The sequence below is a fragment of the Modestobacter marinus genome (assembly GCF_011758655.1).
Lineage (GTDB): Bacteria > Actinomycetota > Actinomycetes > Mycobacteriales > Geodermatophilaceae > Modestobacter > Modestobacter marinus.
In genome coordinates, this window is record NZ_JAAMPA010000001.1 from 944,944 (window position 1) to 962,695 (window position 17,752).

Genomic DNA, 17,752 nt, shown 5'->3' on the forward strand with positions numbered 1-17,752 from the left:
CGTGTCGACATAGAAGCAGGCAGTCGTCGATACGAACAGGTCCCGTTCACGTTCGCCGGGCGCTCCCCGCCAGGGCCGCCCGAGGACTCAGTCGCCGCGGAGCAGGTCGGCGACCGCCCGGGTGACGACCCGGGCGGCACCGTGCGCCGCGATCGCCGGCCCCGCCGCCCGCTCCGCGTCGACCGACATGCCCAGCGCGACCAGCACCGCGTCGGGCCGGGCCCGGAGGAGCCGGTCGAGCCACGCCGTCTGCCAGGGGCTGCGGTAGGCGTCCCGCACGGCGACCACCAGGGGCCGACCGGCCCCCGCGGCGACCACCTCGTCGGCGGCGACGCCGCCCTCGGTGACCGTGTGCACCCCGGCCAGCAGTCCGACCGCGGCCAGCGGCTCGGCCAGGCTCCAGGCCGCGTCCCCGACCGCCAGGTTGGTGGCGGCGCGCAGTTCGGCCACGACCGCCGGCCCGGCCAGCGGCGCCACCCCGCGCGCCCGGAGGGCGGCCCGCGCGGCGTCCCGCGCCAGGGCCGGCGCGGTCACCGGGGCCTCGGGGCGCTCGGCGGCGCCCAGCCGCTGCCGCAGCGCGGTCACCCGGGCGGCGGCGTCCCGCAGCCGGTCCTCGGCCAGCGTGCCGTCGGCGACGGCGGCCCGGACCGCCGACCGGATCGCCGCGCAGTGCTCCTCGCCGTCCTCGGCGCCCAGCAGCAGCAGGTCCGCGCCGGCGGCAAGGGAGAGCACGGCGGCCCCGGCCAGCCCGTGCGCGGCCCGGACCCCGGCCATGTCGAGGGCGTCGGTGACCACGACCCCGGTGAAGCCCAGCTCGCCACGGAGCACGTCGACCAGCAGCCGGCGGCTCAGCGTGGCCGGTGCGCCGTCCAGGGCGGGGAAGACGACGTGCGCCGTCATCACCAGGTCCACCCCGGCCCGGACGGCGGCGGCGAAGGGCGGCAGTTCCCGGGCCCGGAAGGTGGCCTCGTCGGCGTCGATGACGGGCAGCCCGAGGTGCGAGTCGACGGTGGTCGCCCCGTGCCCGGGGAAGTGCTTCGCGGCGGCGGCGACGCCGGCCGCCTGTAGCCCCCGCACGTAGGCCACCCCGTGCCGGGCGACCAGCGCCGGGTCGGCACCGAACGAGCGGACGCCGATGACCGGGTTGGCCGTGTCGCTGTTGACGTCCACCGAGGGCGCGAGGTCGACGTCCACCCCGACCCGGCGCAGCTGGGCGCCGATCCCGGCCGCCACCGCGAAGGTGGCCGCCTCGTCGTCGACCACGCCGAGGGCGGCGTTGCCCGGCCAGCTGCTGCCCGTCGTGTACTCCAGGCGGGTCACGTCACCGCCCTCCTCGTCCAGCGCCACCAGCACGTCGCCGCGCACGGCCCGGGCCGCGGCGGTGATCGCCGCGACCCGCTCGGCCACCGGCGGGCCCTCGCCGGTCAGGTTCTGGCCGTACAGGCAGATCCCGGCCAGGCCGTCGGCCAGGGCGTCGGCGACCCAGGCCGGGAGCGTCGGGCCGGTGAAGCCCGGCATCAGGCAGGCGTTGACCAGCCGGTCCAGGTCGGGCGTGCTGGGCTCCTCGGTGGTCATGCTGCGCTGCTCCTCGTCGGGGGAAGGGGGTGCCGCCGGACCGGTCACGACGGCGCGGGCACCGGACGGCGGCCGTCGGCGGCGACCCGGTCCCGCACGGCGAGCGCGGCTCCGATCGGCGCCACCGGCACCCCAGCGGGCACGAGCTGGACCCGGTCGGCGATCCGCAGGCTGTCCAGGAACGGCGACCCGGCGGCCTGCCGCCGGCACTGGTGCGCCACCGCCGCCATCAGCGGGGTGCCCACCTCGGCGACCCCGCCACCGAGCACCACGTGCTCGACGTCGCAGGTGAGCACCAGCAGCCGGACGGCGGCGGCGACCGCGCCGGCGAAGGCGTCCCGGACCCGCACGGCGGCGGCGTCCCCGCCGGCGGCAGCCGCGAAGAGCTCCACGGCGGCGGGCCGGCCGGTGCGGCCGGGCCAGGCTGCGCCCAGCGCCGCCCCGGAGGCGTACAGCTCCAGGCAGCCGCGCTGACCGCACGGGCAGCGCGGGCCCGCCGGGTCGTACGGGATGTGCCCGATCTCCCCGGCGCCGCCGCGGTGGCCGCGCCGCAGCTCCCCGCCGAGCAGCAGCCCGGCGGCCACCCCGGTGCCCAGGGACAGGAACGCCAGGTCGCCCCGCAGGCCCAGCACCCGGGCCGCGCCGACGGCGGCGACGTTCAGGTCGTTCTCCACGGTCACCGGCACACCGCCCAGCCGGTCGGCCAGCAGCGGGGCCAGCGCGACCGGCTCGTCGGCGATGCCCAGGTTCACCGCGTGGGAGACCTCGCCGGTCAGCGGGTCCACCAGTCCGGGCACCCCGGCGCCGACGCCGGCCAGCTCTCCCGGGGGGAGGCCGGCGGTGCGGCACAGCTGCGTGACCACCTCGGCCGCGGCACCGACGACGCCCTCGGTGCCGGGCCGGCTGGGCACCCGCACGCTGGCCCGCACCGTCGCGGCGTCGTCCAGCAGCACCCCGAGCACCTTGGTGCCGCCGACGTCGAGCCCGACCGTGCACCGGCCCTCGCCTGCCGAGCGCGCGGTCACCCCTTCACCGCCCCGGCCACCAGACCGGAGCTCATCCGCCGCTGGACGAACAGGAAGAAGAGGATGACCGGCACGGTGATCACCGCGGCCCCGGCCATGACCACGCCCCAGTCGGTGGCCCGGTTGGCCTCGACCAGGCCCTGCAGCCACAGCGGGAGGGTGCGCTCGGCCGGGTCGGTCATCACGACCAGCGCGAGGGTGTACTCGTTCCAGGCCTGGAGGAACCCGTAGACGCCGGAGGCGACCAGCCCGGGGGCGAGCAGCGGGAAGGTGATCCGGAAGAACGCGCCGGTGCGGGACAGGCCGTCCATCATCGCGGCCTCCTCCAGCTCGAACGGCACCCCGCTGACGAAGCCGCGCAGCATCCAGATGGTGAACGGCAGGACGGCGGCGACGTAGACGATCGACAGGCCCAGCACCGAGTTGACCAGGTGCCAGGTGTCCAGCATCTGGTACTGGGAGATGAACAGCCCCTCGGCCGGGATCATCTGCACGACCAGCACCGTCACGACGAAGCTCTTGCGGCCCCGGAACCGGAACCGGCTGATCGCCAGCGCCGCCACGAAGGCGAAGAGGATCGCGGCGGCCAGGGTCAGCCCGGTGACGGCGAGGGAGACCCGGAAGGCGTCGTAGAACGACGGGTCGCCGAGCACCCGGCGGAAGTTGGCCAGCGTGCCGCCGAACGGCAGGAACGACGGCTCCGGGGTGCGCAGCCGGTTGGTCGGCAGGAACGCGCTGTTGATCATCCAGTAGACCGGGAAGACCCAGGCCAGCGCGACGACCACCGCCAGCGCCCCCAGCAGCCGGCGGGACGCGGAGGCCCGGCGCCGGGGACGGCGCCGCACCACCTGGGCGCGCGCGGGCACGGCGGTGTTCGGCGGCGGGACGACGGCGGTCATGCCTCGTCCTCGCGCAGCATCCGGCGGATGTAGAAGACGGTCAGCGCCAGCGTGATCACCAGCATGATCGTGGCCATCGCCCCGGCCATCGAGAACTCCTTGGACAGCGAGTAGATGTAGGTGCCCAGCAGGTGGGTCTCCCGGGTCGGCGCGCCGGCGCGCTGCAGGACGTGGATCTGGGTGAACACCCGGAGGTCCCAGATCACCTGGAGCAGGGCCACCACGAACAGCACCGGCTTGATCATCGGGAGCGCCAGCCGCCACAGCCGCTGCCAGCTGCTCGCCCCGTCGAGCTGCGCGGCCTCCATGCACTCGTCGGGCACCTGCAGCAGCCCGGCGTAGACGGTGAAGACGACGAACGGCACGCTCATCCAGACCACGATCACCGTGGCGACCGCGTAGAAGGACAGCGGCTCGATCAGCCAGGAGTGGCCGCGCTGGCCCTCCATCCCCAGCGGCCCGGCCAGCACCCAGTTGACGACGCCGTACTGGGAGTCGAACAGCCACTGCCAGACGGTCATCGTGGCCAGCACCGGGGTGCCCCAGGCCAGCAGCATGCCGACCTGCAGGGTGATCCGGGCCGCCCGGCCGACCTTGGTCATCAGCACCGCCAGCGCGATGCCCAGCGCCATGGTCAGCGCGGCGTTCACCAGGCAGAAGGCGATCGACCGGGCGATCACCCCCCAGACGTAGGGGTCGGAGAGCAGGGTGACGTAGTTGTCCAGGCCGACCCACTCGGCCGGGCGGCCGAACTGCTGGGCCAGGCCGTACTCCTGGAAGGAGAACACGAACTGGCGGACCAGCGGGTACCCCAGGCCCACCGCCAGCGGGACCAAGGCGGGGACGAGCAGGAGGTAGGGCCCGACGCGGGCGGGGAGCGGCCGACGGCGGCGCAGCGGTGCCGCGGCGGTGCTCCCCGTCGCCGGGGGTGGTGTGCGGGGCGCCGCGGGTGCGGGCGCGGCGGGTGCGGGTGGCGCGGACATGGCGGGCTCCTGGATCCGGGCAGGACCGGGCCGGGCCGGGGACGCGATCGCGGCGCGCGGGCACCGGACGGCGGGCGGGCGCGATCGCGCCCCCGGCGAGCGGGGTCAGGCGGTCAGTTGAGCGTGTCGGTGATCAGCTGGTCCGCCTCGGCCGCGGCCGTGGCCGGGTCGGTGCCGCTGGCGATCTCCTGGAAGAGGTCCTCCAGGATCCGGGCGCCCTCGACGTCGGCCCACTTCTCGGCCGGCGGCGTCAGCTCGGCGTCGACCGCGGCGGCCAGCGCCGCCTGGGCGTAGACGTCGTCGCCGAGCGCGTCGGCGTACTCGGTGTTGCCCGGGATGAGCCCGTTCTCGGCCAGCATCGTCTGGTACTCGGGGCTGAAGATGATCCGCAGCAGGTCGCGGGCCAGCTCCTGGTTGCCCGACTTCGCCGGGATGCCGATGTTCGAGCCGCCGGCGAAGACCGGTGCGACCGAGCCCTCCTCGAGACCGGGGAGGGCGAAGATGCCGGTCTTCTCCTCGTTGCACGCCTGCTGCTCGGCCAGCAGCGCCTTCGCCGCCTCGGACTCGTCGTCGGCGGCCACGCCCTTGTTGCACGCGGGCAGGTCGATGCTCCAGCGGGCCCAGGTGGGGGCGGAGAACATCGCCGCCTCGCCGTTGTTGAACGCGATCCACGGCTCGTTGGAGTCGGCGTCCCGCGGTGCGCTGGTCGCCGTGGTGAACAGCTCCTGGACCTCGGCCAGCCCCTCCTGCGACTCGGGGCTGGACAGCGCGCCGGTCCACTCGCCGTCCTCCTCGACGGCCAGCTCACCGCCGTGGCTGTTCAGCCAGGCGACGCCGTTGTACCAGTCCTGACCGGGCAGCCAGAACCCGGAGAAGCTCGGCGCCCCGGTCGGGTTGGCCTGCTGCAGCGTCTGCGCGACCTCGGTGAACTCGGCGAGGGTGGTGGGCACCTCCACCCCGGCGGCCGCGAAGACCTCCTTGTTGTAGAAGACCGCGCGGGCACCGGAGTAGTAGGGCACCGCGTACAGCGTGTCGTCGACCGTGCCGGCGTCGACGAAGCCCTGCAGCAGGTCGTCGCCGCCCAGCTCCTCGTACATGTCGGAGATGTCGCTGAAGGCGCCGGCGTAGGTGAACGTCGGGCTCTGCGTGTTGCCGATCTCCACCAGGTCCGGGGTCTGGCTCTCCGACGTCAGCGCCGTCTGCAGCCGCGGGACGAGCCCGTTCCAGTCCTGCTCCTCGATCACCAGGGTCGCGTCGGGGTGCTCGGCCTCGAAGGTCTCCACCAGGTGGTCGCGGAGCTCCTGCGGGGTGTCGGAGCCGGCCAGCCACAGCCGGAGCTCACCACCGCTCTCGCCGCCACCGCCGCTGTCGGCGGCGTCCTCGCCACCGCCACAGGCGGTCAACGCCAGCATCCCGACGGCCAGGGCCGCCAGGCCACTCGTGCGTACCCTCTTCATGTTGGGGTTCCTTCCCGATGCGCGGACGGTGCCGGACAGCGCCGTTCCAGGGGGCGTGCTCTCCCGACGTGCAGGAGGTCGGCTCGGGGTCGTCGCCTGGGTGCACCACCACCCGGGTCGCGTGACCACGTTCGCGAGGTCACGTGACCCCGAGCTGACCGGACAGCACGAGCACGGCGGCCCCGGACAGGGCGCCGTGCTCGCCGAGCGAGGTCATCCGCAGCTGGACGTGGCTGCTGACGACCGGGATGGTGCGTTCGCGCAGGGTGTCCAGTGCCGCGTCGCGCAGCGGCCCACCCAGCAGTTCCCCCGGGCCGCAGAGCACGACCTCGGAGAGGTTGAGTGCGCTGACCACGGGGGCCAGCACGATGCCCAGCCGACGGCCGACCGAGGCCAGTGCGGCATCGGTGGCGGCAGGGTCGAGCCCGGCGATCCGCCGGCGCATCGCCGGCACGGACAGCACCGTCTCCAGGCAGCCGCGGCGCCCGCAGGCGCAGGGCTGGGGGCGGCCGAGGGGTGCCTGGTCGTGCTCGTCGCGCTCGTCGAGGGCGGTGACGTGCCCGAGCTCGCCGGCGGCGTGCTCGTTGCCCTGGACGAGCGCGCCGTCCAGCACGATGCCGGCGCCCACCCCACCGCCGACGGTGAGCACCAGCAGGCCGTTGCCGGAGGCGCCGCCCCAGGTGAACTCGCCCAGGGCCGCGGTGTCCGCGTCGTTGGCCACGTGCACCGGCAGCTCCAGCGCGGCGCTCAGCTGCTCGGCGAGCGGCAGGTCGTACCAGCCGCGGTTGGGCGCCTGCAGCACGCGACCGGAGGGGTCGATGACGCCCGGGGAGCCCACCCCCACCCCGAGCACCGGGCGGGTGGTCGCCGCGACCAGCTCCTGGCACAGGCCCAGCAGCACCTCGACCGCCGCGGCACCGGTGCGGCCGCCGACCGCCGCCGTCCGGCGTTCCTGGACGGCGCCGGACAGGTCGAGGACGGCGCCGTGCACCAGCTCGTCGTCGGCCAGGTCGACGGCGACGATCTGGAAGGCCTCGGCGTCCAGCCCCACCAGCGTGCCGGGCTTGCCGACCTTGCCGTCGGCCTGCTGACCCAGCTCGGTGACCAGGCCCTGGGCCAGCAGTGAGGCGACGAGGTCGGAGATCGTGACCCGGGTCAGCCCGGTCGCCCGGGCCAGCTCGGCCCGCGACCGCGGCCCGGCGTGGAAGAGCAGCTGGAGCACCATCGACCGGTTGCTCGCCCGGGCGTGCTCGGGCAGCACCTTGGCGGTGGAGCGCAGCGCTCGTCGGTGCTGCGGGGTGTCTGCGACGGCGGTCACATTTGTTAGGCAACCGTCCTTACAAACACCTGTCAAGGGGGTGGCGCGCGAGTGAGCAGAACGCAACCTGCCTACTTGCAGCTCACCGGCCCGGCACGCGCACACGGCTCGCGCTGCTACGGATGACATGGGACTCGAAACATGAAGAGCCGCCCTCGAAGCTTCCGACCATCGCAGCGCAATCTTTGGAGCCGCCGCTCCGCCCTTCGAATGGCCAGATTCAGATTCGGTTCACCGCCCGCAACTCTGACTGTCCGTTGAGATCCCGCGGCGGGGCGAGGTAGCGCGTGACCTTAAGAGCTTCGCCGCAACCGCCCCGCCGGCCGATACGGCTACCAGCTGGCTACCGTGGACGAAGACCGCCTGGAGGCGATGCTGAACGACGACGAAGACCAGCGCCGGAGATACCAGTCGCACGCGTCGCCGGCCACTGGCTACCAAGCCAGCCGCGGGTTTGCCCCGCGCCAGATGCGGTCTCGCAATTGGTCGCGGGGCTGCAATGCAACGGTGCGTTCCCGTCACAGGTCTCGCGCGCTGGCACAGTGAGACGGCTAGCCTCGGAGCCGCGCGACCACGCCCAAGGGGTCTAGATGTACGCGGTCGAGCCGACCGCCAAGTCCCCCTGAGAAGTTGGGCCAGCAGCCGCCTTGCTCAGCCACCGATCCGCCGACCGCTGGCAGACGAGAATCGTGTCCTTCAGGAGGTGGCCATCCCACCGTAACGGACCCGGCAAGCCTGGATTTAACCACTGCTGCACTATTTCTAGCGTGGTACCACACCTGCAGACGACCCCGGCGCGCCTTAAAGGTCGACTGGGGCAGACGTGGGAGTACTGTATGTCCGACGACGTCCGCGCCTGAAGTAACCGTTTACGTCTAGACTCAGCAGGCCCCTCCGCTGCTCTGCCCCACATGCCATCCTCCGCAGAATTGTTACGACCAAGGGACCACGCCTTGCCCCTACTGCGACTCTCTGGTCGCCGCCTTAAAGCGCTGGCTGATGGCAATTCACTGAGCGCGACACTAGCCAGGCAGATGTCCCTCACTCATCGGCCGATGATTTCTAGTCGAAGCATGAGCGCTTGGGCGAATAGCCTAAGCACACTCGCCGTCGACCTTAGTGAAGCCAACCTAGGAGACGTTGAGGTCCTCATCTCCTACCGGCTTCCGCACTCTAGCCATCATGTCGACGTTGTCCTCGTTGGCCAACAAGCGGAGCGGCTTGGACCTTCATACGTTCTTCTGAATATTAAGCCTTGGCAAGAAGCGACTCTATTTGAAGATAATCCAAAGCTCGTCCTCCAGTCCGGCACGCGAGGCCGACCAAGTCTTCATCCAGTCGCGCAGGTTCATGCACAGTGCGAGTACCTACGTAGCAAACTGGGATATGCGGACATGTCCGCCGACCCCGTCTCTGGCGCCGCCTATCTACACAACGCTAGCGATGACTCGGTACACGCGCTCCGCACTTACCCGCAGGATCGGTCAGGTCAACTATTCACCGCCCTCGGCCGAGCCAGGTTCTTGGACTATCTTCGCAGCCGCCTATCTCCCATCAATGCGGACATTCACGCCGATCGCCTTCTCAGGTCGTCGTTCACTTCGTGCAAGAGACTACTCAGCGTAGCGGCCGAAGAGTTTCACGGCCGCCCACAATTCATTTTCCTGAACGAACAGCTAGTGGCATTCAACTTGGTGTTACATGAGGCAACCAAAGCCCAATCTGTCGACCACAAGTCTGTGGTAGTCATTTCGGGCGGGCCTGGTAGCGGAAAGAGTGCGGTCGCATTGTCGCTGCTCGGCGAGTTGAACCTCCGCGGATTAATAGCAGCCCACGTGACAGGATCGCGATCCTTTACTCAAACGCTACGGCGGGTGATTAGCCCGCAAGCGCCGCGGGTCGCTGCACTGTTCAAGTATTTCAATCAGTTCATAGATGCTCCAGAAAACGGCCTCGACGTTCTGATAGCGGACGAAGCTCATCGACTGCGGAAGACGTCAGTGAATAGGTGGACCAGGCCAGAGCTGAACACCGGCAAGCGCCAGGTCGACGAAATTATCGACGCCGCTCGCCTGTCTGTCTTTTTGCTAGACCAGGACCAAGTGGTACGCCCCGGCGAGACGGGCACTCTTGAAGAAATTGAAGACCACGCGCGGGCGCGCGGCATCCCAGTAAGTCACGTTGCTCTAGACGGACAGTACCGCAGCGGCGGGGATCCCGAGTATGTCAACTGGGTGGACCGACTTCTCGGACTAACGGCAGGAAGACCCGCACCGTGGACGGGGAATGCCGACTTCGAACTCAAGTTGGCATCATCCCCGTCTGCACTGGAGGCGATGCTGGCCGATAGGGTCGTAATGGGGCAAAGTGCGCGCATTGCTGCTGGCTACTGCTGGCCGTGGAGTGACCCGCTTCCGGACGGGTCCCTCGTACCGGACGTCCGGATCGGCGAATGGATGCACCCTTGGGCCCTTAAGGGTGATCGGTCGGTCGGCGGGGCGCCGCCAGCCGCGCTTTGGGCGAGTGACGACCGCGGTTTCGGGCAAGTGGGCACCGTCTATTCGGCTCAGGGGTTCGACTACGAATGGAGCGGTGTGCTTGTGGGACCCGACCTAGTGTGGCGGAACGACGACTGGGTGACTGTGCGCCAAGCGAGTATGGACCCGGACTTTAAGAATCTGCGACGTGTCAGTGACGCGGACTTCGACGTACTCGTTCGCAACGTCTATAAAGTTTTGCTGACCCGAGGTCTGCGCGGAACTATTCTCTATTCGACCGATGAGGAGACGCAGGAATTCCTCAAGACAGTCGTCCGCTAGCCCGGATTACGTACAATCTGGTGCGGACAACGACCTACTAATGTAGTCCCGCTAGGTAGACGTCTGTCAAAATACGGCGTTAAGAGTCGGCCAGGTCCTGTACCGCATCGGTGATCTCCTCGAAGGAGTCGAACCACAGCACTCTCACCCCTAGGCTCATGAGGATTTCTTCGACAAGTCCGTGATGCATGTCAAGGAACTTCCGCAAACTTGGATCGGAGATTGACTTTAGTTCTTTGACCGACCGGCGAGCTGTCGACAGGTTTTCCCGTCTCATGAATGCATAGTGCCGTGCCGTGTCGACACTGCGTGCACCGATGTCCAACATGCGACGAAGATTCGGGTCCGTCATCGACAGTCCGACGAAAAGGCATGCATGTTCCCTGATGGCATTCAGCTGGACGATGTTGGTCCAGTGAAATGGATCTGAGTACACTTGGTGATACCCTTGTTCACTCATGACTAGAAACTGCTCATGAACGCCCAAGTAAGTATCTGGATCACTTGGCAGGAAGCCGTGGACATGATATACGGGCAATTCCTGCGAGGTTGGCGCTGTCTTCCCTTCGTAAACCGCTACTGCTCGAACACGCCTAGTATTGAGGTTACCTTCCAATAGGTCATCAAAATTGTAGGTGATCACCGAGTGCACGCGTGAGCCTGCGCGCGTGGGCACACACAGATCGGAGATTGCTCGCAGGAGAGCCTTTGGCCTGTCGTTGGAGGCGTTAGCATATAGAATGCTGCGCAAATGCGATTTGAAGTCCTCGCCGCCGCGCTCCAAAGCTTGCTGAAGATACCGAGCCAGTTGGAGAGGCGAATCGCTATTAAGATGACCGGCGAGCAGGCCGAGGGCCGTAAGCTCCGACGACCCCGAGCGCGAGTCGAGTTGAGAGCTGAACGCGGCATCAAATAGAGAAGCGATCATCTGGTTCCAGGACGGTAGACCCAAGTCCATCGAGGCGCCGGCCCCCAGAAACAGCGACACGCCCTCGCGGTTGAAGATGTCGCGCAGTTCGCCTATAGCCTCAGATCTTACGAAATTCCGCTCCTGACGACGGACTTTTGTGGCTTCTTGCGGTGCCGGAGGTTTCACGGTCGGTCGGGCCGCGAGTTCATCCGCCAGTATTTCTGAATGCCGGGCGGCCAGATCCTCGAGGTCTTCAACGCCCCAGACAATTACGGGAGGGGCGTCTGGCCGCATCGCAGAAGACAGCTCGTGTAGCTCAGCATCGAGACCTAGTCGCCGAAGTTGACGACTGGAGAGGTTATGGATAATAAGGACCGTCCCCGCTGACGCCGCGACGCCTTCAATCGCGGCGCGTCTGACAACTTCGCGAAGCCTAAAACTTGCCATTCTTGGATTATTCGAGAAGAACTTCACGTCGACCATCAACGGCGGCACGAGGCTTGCCACCGCGAACGGAATTACCGCATCAAATGCGTACGTTCTACGCTTAGGCGAAGCTCGGGCGAGTTCAAGTGACTCAGGCGTGACCTGCTTCTCACCCGAGGAGGCGGGGGGTGCGTCCGCTGCCAGGAGTCGCAAAACTAGAGCCTCGAATCGTCGGGCCCCCGCGAGAAGGTTAGCTTCCTCCTCCAGGCGGTCGAGAAGAAGTCGAAGGGGCGACAAGGGGCCGTCCGAGGTTGTCATCTGGCAGGGCCTTTCGCACGAGACGGTTTCACGAACAGCGTGCCACATCTCACCGACGGCACTGCCGTGGACACGCAAGTTGGACGCATGCAGGCGGGTATGTCCGAAGTTGGTCGCCGCCCATGAGGCATACAGGGTCGCTGGCAATCGCACAGTCTTCACTGTGTAGCCAGCGATTGTGGGTCCGGCAGGGACGCAAAGGAACTTCCGGCGAGGAGTCGGCCGAGATGACGAGAGCTCGACTTAGTTTCCGCTAGTCACTGGTGTGCCGATTCGATGCTCTTGATTGTGCAACCCCCCGCCGCGCGATCAGCCCCACGATAGATTCAGTCGCCATTAATACTCAGCTTGTCATGATGGCGGAATCGGACTTCTTGCCGGTAGGCCGCCTGGCCGTTGGCCAAGTCGCGAATTCAGCCAAGGCTGTATCGACATGCGTTTACAGATTGCGCTTGGCGACATTCGATTTGCAGCCGCCGAACAGCCCAACGAGACTTCGCAGTCGAACTTCACCCACTATAGGCTGGCCACCGGCGCCGACAGCGAAATCAGCACCTGGCTCGACGCCCACACCGGCTGGCACTCCACGTCTCCGCCCACACCCGGATCACCGGACCGATCGTGCTGGCCACCTTCCGGCAAGCCGCTGCACGGATATCCAGCATCCATACTCACCGACAACGGCACGGTCTACACCACCCGCTTCGCCGGCGGTCGCGGCGGACGCAACCACCTCGAACACGAACTACGCCGCCTGCACATCACCCAGAAGAACTCCCGCCCCAACCACCCCACCACCTGCGGCAAGGTCGAACGCTTCCAACAGACGATGAAGAAGTGGTTGGCCGCCCAGCCCGATCAGCCGACCACGCTCGACCAGCTGCAGACCCTCATCGGCGTCTTCCTCACCGCCTACAACCACGACCGCCCGCATCGGTCACTGCCGCACCGAGCCACCCCGGCCACCGCCTACGCCGCACGGCCCAAAGCCGGCCCCGGCGCCGACCGCAGCCGCGACACCCAACGACCGGGTCCGCACCGACCGCATCGACTCCACCGGCTGCCTCAGCCTCCGCCTGGCCGGCCGCCTCCACCACATCGGCATCGGCCGAACCCACGCCGGAACCCACGTCCTGCTCCTGGTCCAGGACCTGCACATCCGCGTCATCGACGCCGCCACCGGCGAACTCCTCCGCGAACTCACCCTCGACCCCACCCGCGACTACCAGCCCACCGGCCGACCACCCGGACCCACCCCGAAAAAGCACTAGCCCGGACCCACGAATCGTGGGTCCGGGCTATGCCGATGTCCTGCGACATCACAGCGCGGAGGGCGTGGGATTCGAACCCACGAAGAGCTGTGAACTCTTAGCGGTTTTCAAGACCGCCGCCATCGGCCACTAGGCGAGCCCTCCTGGCGGTCCGAGGCTAACGCCCCGCCGCGCTGGGCACCGTCCCCGCTCCGGCGAGCGGGACACCGCGACGACGCGAGCACGGAGGGTCACCCGGTCGTGACCGGCGTCCGGCTGGCAGACTCGTGGGGAGCACAGCACCACGGGCGGGGCCGCAGGCCGCCGCCCACCGGGGCGCGCGGCGACGACCGGGCCCGGCCGGGCATGCCCGGCAGCACCCCGGTGTTGCAGCTCCCAGATGGTCCGCGAGGGCTCGCGTCGACCTCCCCCACTCAGCACGCCGACCGAAGGACACTCCCTGCCTGTGACCGGCACCCAGCACTCCCCCACCCGGCGCCGTGAGCGCAGCGCGGCCCGCGAGACCGCCGCCCGTGACGCCGACCGGGTGGCCGCCCGCGACGAGAAGCGCGCCCAGCAGATCTGGGTGGACGGCGCGGCACCCGAGCTGCCCAGCCGGGCGACCCGCCCGGAGAAGGTGGTCTTCCACCTCGGCCCGACGAACTCCGGCAAGACCTACGAGTCGCTGCAGGCGCTGGCCGCCCTCGGCTCCGGCGTCTACGCCGCCCCGCTGCGCCAGCTGGCCCACGAGGCCTACGCCAAGCTCTCCGCCCAGCTGCCCCCGGGCACCGTTGGCCTGTCCACCGGCGAGGAGGAGATCGACCCGAACGCGGCGATCGTCTGCTGCACCGTGGAGAAGGCCCCCGACCGCGGCGAGATGCTCGTCCTCGACGAGTCGCACTGGGTCACCGACCCCGACCGCGGCCACCACTGGGCCCGGCTGCTGCTGACCGGCGAGTACCGCGAGATGCACCTCATCTCCGCCGCCGAGGCCTACCTGGTGCTCAAGCCGCTGGTCACCGACGCCCAGCAGGTGCAGGTCGTCAACCACAAGCGGCTCTCCCGGCTCGACGTCCTCCGGGCCCCGGTGCGCACCGACGCCGTCCGCCCGCAGACGCTGGTCGTGGCCTTCTCCCGCAAGGCCGTCTACGCCGTCGCCGCCGAGCTGGACCAGCACCGGCCCGGCAAGGTCGGCGTCCTCTACGGCGCGCTGCCCCCGGCCACCCGCCGCCAGGTCATCGACCGGTTCACCCGCGGCGAGCTCGACGTGCTGGTGACCACCGACGTCATCGGCCACGGCATCAACGTGCCGGCCACCACGGTGCTGTTCGCCGAGACCACCAAGTTCGACGGCCAGGAGCTGCGCCCGCTGCGCACCTGGGAGGTCGCCCAGATCGCCGGGCGCGCCGGCCGGTACGGGCTCACCGGACACGGCCAGACGGGCATCCTGATCGGCGTCTCCGGGCTCAAGCCGGTCGGCGCGCTGGTCGGCGCCGGTGCCGCGGTCGCCCGCGGCGACGAGATGAGCGACCTGCCCAAGCGCCGGCCCCGGCTCCGCCCGGAGCTGGAGGACCTCGGCGCGTTCGAGGCGGTCGACCTGCCCGAGGCGCTCACCCGCTGGATGGCCTGGGCGCGGGTGGCCACCCAGGACGAGGGCATGACCGCCGACGACGTCACCGGCCTGGTGCTGCGCGTGCACGCCCTGCTGCCGATGCTGCGCGGGCCGCTGGGCGAGGCCGGCGACCTGCAGACGGTGTGGCGGTTGATCAACCTGGCCATCGACTACAACCCGCCGCGGCGCACCCGCTGGCTGGTGCTGGCCCGGGCCGCCCTGCAGCACGCGGTCGGCCTGCCGGTGCCGGTCGCGACCGTGCTGCCGGAGTACCCGGTCAAGGGGTCGGTCGAGGAGTACGAGCAGACCGCCGCCGCCGCGCGGGACGCCCAGACCCTGCTTCGCCAGTTCCCCGGCGTGGCCGGGCTGGACAGCGACGACGCCGCCGAGCTCGAGGAGGCGTGCGCCCAGACGATCACCGAGCTGCTGCCCGACGCCATCTCCATCGGCCGGTCCGGCACCTGCACCGAGTGCGGCACCTCGATCGCCCCGTGGTTCACCACCTGCCGGCCGTGCAGCGGCCCGCGGTCCGGCCGCGGTGGCAGTGAGCGCTCCCGGCCGGCCGGCGGTCGCGGCCGGTCCGGCGGTCGCCCGACGCCGACCGCGAACACCGGTGCCGGCGCCGGACGGCGCAACCGGTCCTCCCGGGGGTCGCGCCGCAGCTGACGGCTGCGGGACCCGCTATCGGCGGCCGGCCGCCACCGTCTGGGCGGCGTCGCGCACCTCGCCGACCAGCTCCTCCAGCACGTCCTCCAGGGCGACGACGCCGACGGTGCGTCCGCTGCCGGCGTCGCGGACGACCGCCAGGTGCGCACCCTCCCGCTGCATGGTGGCCAGCACGTCCCGCAGCCCCTGGTCGGTCGTCGCCCCGGCCAGGGGCCGGACGAGCGCCGGGTCGACCGGGGAGTCCCGCTCCGCCACCGGGACGGCGAGGAAGTCCTTGAGGTGCACGTAGCCCTCGAGGTCGCCGTCGCCGTCCACCACCGGGAAGCGGGAGTAGCCGGTGGCCGCGCACACCTGCTCGAGCTCGCCCACGGTGATCCGGGACGGCACGGTGACCAGGTCCGCCGTCGGGATCGCCACGTCGGCGGTCCGCTGCTCGTCGAACTGCAGCGCGCCGGTCAGCAGCTGGTGCTCCCGCTCGTCCAGCAGCCCCTCGCGATGCGACTCGCCGATCAGGCCGGTCACCTGGTCCCGGGTGAACGTCGAGCTGACCTCGTCCTGCGGCGTCACCCGCAGCGCCCGCAACACCAGGTTCGCCACCTGGTTCAGCAGCCAGATCAGCGGGTGCAGGCCCCGGACGACCCAGTACAGCGCCGGCCCGAGGAGCAGTGCGGACCGTTCCGGCCCGGCCAGGGAGATGTTCTTGGGCACCATCTCGCCCAGCACCATGTGCAGGAAGACGACGACGGCGAGCGCGAGGGCGAACGCCACCGGGTGCACCAGCGCCTCGGGCAACCCGGCCGCGGCGAAGGGGCCCTCGAGCAGGTGCGCCACCGCCGGCTCGCCCACGGCGCCCAGCCCCAGCGAGCAGACCGTGATGCCCAGCTGCGCGCCGGCCATCATCAGCGAGACGTTCTCGATGGCCTTCAGCGTCGTCCGGGCACCGCGCACGCCCTCGGCCGCGCGCGGCTCGATCTGGGTCCGCCGCGCGGAGACCAGCGCGAACTCGGCGCCCACGAAGAACGCGTTGCCGGCCAGCAGGGCCACCGCCAGCACGATGGCCACGGTGTCGCTCATCGGGCGGCCTCCGTCTCGTCCGGTCGTGCCGAGGCCGCGGTCGCGCCCCCGGTGCGCCGCATCCGCACCCGGTCGACCCGGTGGCCGTCCAGCCGGGTCACCGTCACCGCCACCTCGGTCGGCACAGGGACGCCGTCGGCATCCGGGTGGGCGACGTCGCGGGCCGGCAGGACGACGCGGTCGCCGACCCGCGGCAGCCGGCCCAGCCGCTCGGTCAGCAGCCCGCCGAGCGTGTCCGTCCCCTCGCCCTCGGGCAGCTCCAGCCCGACGGCGTCCCCCGCCTCGTCGGGCCGCAGCAGACCGGAGAGCACCCACGACCCGTCCGGTGCCTGGCGCTGCCGGTGCACGGGGGCGTCCTGCTCGTCGTCGATCTCGCCGACGATCTCCTCGATGAGGTCCTCCAGGGTCACGATGCCGGCGGTGCCGCCGTACTCGTCGACCACCACGGCCACCTGCAGCCCCGGCTCCCGAAGCGTCTCCAGCAGCGGGTCGAGCTCGACGGTCTCCGGCACCGCGCGCACCGGCACCATCACCTCGCCCACCGTGCGGGTCGCCCGCTGTGCCGCCGGCACCGCCATCGCGTGCTTGAAGTGCACCACCCCGACGACGTCGTCGACGCCCTCGCCCTCGACCGGGAAACGCGCGTGCCCGCTGGACGCGGCCAGCTCCAGCAGGTCGGCGACCGGCTGGTCGGCGCGGAGGAAGTGCACCCGCGGGCGGGGGGTCATCACGTCGGCCGCCGTCCGCTCGCCGAACTGGATGGACCGGGCGACGAGGTCGGCCGTGCCGACGTCCAGCGTCCCGGCCTGCCCCGACCGGTTGACCAGCGACGCCAGCTCCTGCGGGGCCCGCGCGGAGGCGAGCTCCTCGGTCGGGGTGATGCCCATCGACCGCAGGAGCCGGTTCGCCGACCCGTTCAGAAAGGTGATCAACGGTCGGGTCGCGCGGGTGAAGGCCCGCTGCGGCCCGGCGACGAACTTGCCCACCCGGGTGGGCTCGGCGATCGCCCAGTTCTTCGGGACGAGCTCGCCGAAGACCATCTGCACCCCGGTGGCGACGGCGAGTGCGAGCCCGACGGAGATCGCGGTCACCGCCCCGTCGCCCAGCCCGGTCAGCCCGAGTGGCCCACGCAGCAGCGTGGCCAGCGACGGCTCGGCGATGAACCCGACGACCAGGCTGGTCACGGTGATGCCCAGCTGGGCGCCGGAGAGCTGGGTGGACAGCGAGCGCATCGCCGTCACCACGCTCGCCGCCCGGCGGTCGCCGCCCGCCGCCTCACGTTCCAGGGTGACCCGGTCGGCGGCAATCAGGGAGAACTCGGCCGCGACGAACACCGCGTTGGCGGCGACGAGGAGGACGGCGGCCAGGAGCAGCAACCACTCGATCACCGGCGTCCCCACCGAGTGCGGTCATGGCGCAG

General features: G+C 70.2%; 12 protein-coding genes and 1 tRNA gene. 3 read left to right on the plus strand and 10 right to left on the minus strand.

Annotated features, from left to right (window positions below; all coding sequences use genetic code 11):
• Nucleotides 1–87: 87 nt before the first annotated feature.
• The 6 genes from FB380_RS04445 to FB380_RS04470 form a co-directional block, all read right to left on the minus strand.
• Entirely contained in the window at nucleotides 88–1,575 is a 1,488-nt protein-coding gene (locus FB380_RS04445; RefSeq protein ID WP_166754020.1) for a glycoside hydrolase family 3 protein, read from the minus strand.
• Nucleotides 1,576–1,619: 44 nt separating this feature from the next.
• Nucleotides 1,620–2,600 (minus strand): ROK family protein, encoded by a 981-nt coding sequence (locus tag FB380_RS04450; protein WP_166754021.1) that lies wholly within the window; start codon nucleotides 2,598–2,600, stop codon nucleotides 1,620–1,622.
• Nucleotides 2,597–3,499 carry a carbohydrate ABC transporter permease gene (locus FB380_RS04455; RefSeq protein WP_166754022.1) on the minus strand — a complete coding sequence of 301 codons (903 nt, stop codon included), beginning with the start codon at nucleotides 3,497–3,499 and terminating at the stop codon, nucleotides 2,597–2,599. The genes FB380_RS04450 and FB380_RS04455 overlap by 4 nt, the downstream gene beginning before the upstream one ends.
• Complete coding sequence (locus FB380_RS25285; RefSeq protein WP_166754023.1) at nucleotides 3,496–4,482, minus strand: carbohydrate ABC transporter permease; 987 nt, start codon at nucleotides 4,480–4,482, stop codon at nucleotides 3,496–3,498. The genes FB380_RS04455 and FB380_RS25285 overlap by 4 nt, the downstream gene beginning before the upstream one ends.
• Nucleotides 4,483–4,595: 113 nt before the next feature.
• Complete coding sequence (locus tag FB380_RS04465) at nucleotides 4,596–5,939, minus strand: extracellular solute-binding protein (RefSeq protein WP_166754024.1); 1,344 nt, start codon at nucleotides 5,937–5,939, stop codon at nucleotides 4,596–4,598.
• 139 nt (nucleotides 5,940–6,078) lie between these two features.
• A complete protein-coding gene (locus FB380_RS04470; protein WP_208382753.1) occupies nucleotides 6,079–7,257 on the minus strand; it encodes an ROK family transcriptional regulator in 1,179 nt (392 codons plus the stop codon).
• Nucleotides 7,258–8,330: 1,073 nt separating this feature from the next.
• On the opposite strand from FB380_RS04470, the gene FB380_RS04475 reads away from it, so the two are divergent.
• A complete protein-coding gene (locus tag FB380_RS04475) occupies nucleotides 8,331–10,076 on the plus strand; it encodes a DUF2075 domain-containing protein (RefSeq protein WP_208382754.1) in 1,746 nt (581 codons plus the stop codon).
• A 79-nt stretch (nucleotides 10,077–10,155) separates the two neighbouring features.
• On the opposite strand, the gene FB380_RS04480 is transcribed toward FB380_RS04475, so the two are convergent.
• Nucleotides 10,156–11,460 (minus strand): SIR2 family protein, encoded by a 1,305-nt coding sequence (locus FB380_RS04480; protein WP_166754027.1) that lies wholly within the window; start codon nucleotides 11,458–11,460, stop codon nucleotides 10,156–10,158.
• Nucleotides 11,461–12,163: 703 nt separating this feature from the next.
• Between FB380_RS04480 and FB380_RS26190 the strand changes: the two genes are divergently transcribed.
• Entirely contained in the window at nucleotides 12,164–13,102 is a 939-nt protein-coding gene (locus tag FB380_RS26190) for an integrase core domain-containing protein (protein ID WP_208383103.1), read from the plus strand.
• On the opposite strand, the gene FB380_RS04490 is transcribed toward FB380_RS26190, so the two are convergent.
• A tRNA-Ser gene (locus FB380_RS04490) sits at nucleotides 13,058–13,145 on the minus strand. The genes FB380_RS26190 and FB380_RS04490 overlap by 45 nt on opposite strands.
• A gap of 301 nt (nucleotides 13,146–13,446) precedes the next feature.
• Between FB380_RS04490 and FB380_RS04495 the strand changes: the two genes are divergently transcribed.
• Nucleotides 13,447–15,258 (plus strand): helicase-related protein, encoded by a 1,812-nt coding sequence (locus tag FB380_RS04495; protein ID WP_166754028.1) that lies wholly within the window; start codon nucleotides 13,447–13,449, stop codon nucleotides 15,256–15,258.
• Nucleotides 15,259–15,273: 15 nt separating this feature from the next.
• On the opposite strand, the gene FB380_RS04500 is transcribed toward FB380_RS04495, so the two are convergent.
• Together FB380_RS04500 and FB380_RS04505 are read right to left on the minus strand one after the other, a co-directional pair.
• Nucleotides 15,274–16,332 (minus strand): hemolysin family protein, encoded by a 1,059-nt coding sequence (locus FB380_RS04500; RefSeq protein ID WP_166754029.1) that lies wholly within the window; start codon nucleotides 16,330–16,332, stop codon nucleotides 15,274–15,276.
• The gene (locus tag FB380_RS04505) at nucleotides 16,329–17,732 is read right to left on the minus strand and encodes a hemolysin family protein (RefSeq protein ID WP_229681973.1); all 1,404 of its coding nucleotides are present in this window, start codon (nucleotides 17,730–17,732) and stop codon (nucleotides 16,329–16,331) included. The genes FB380_RS04500 and FB380_RS04505 overlap by 4 nt, the downstream gene beginning before the upstream one ends.
• Between the last annotated feature and the right edge of the window lie 20 nt (nucleotides 17,733–17,752).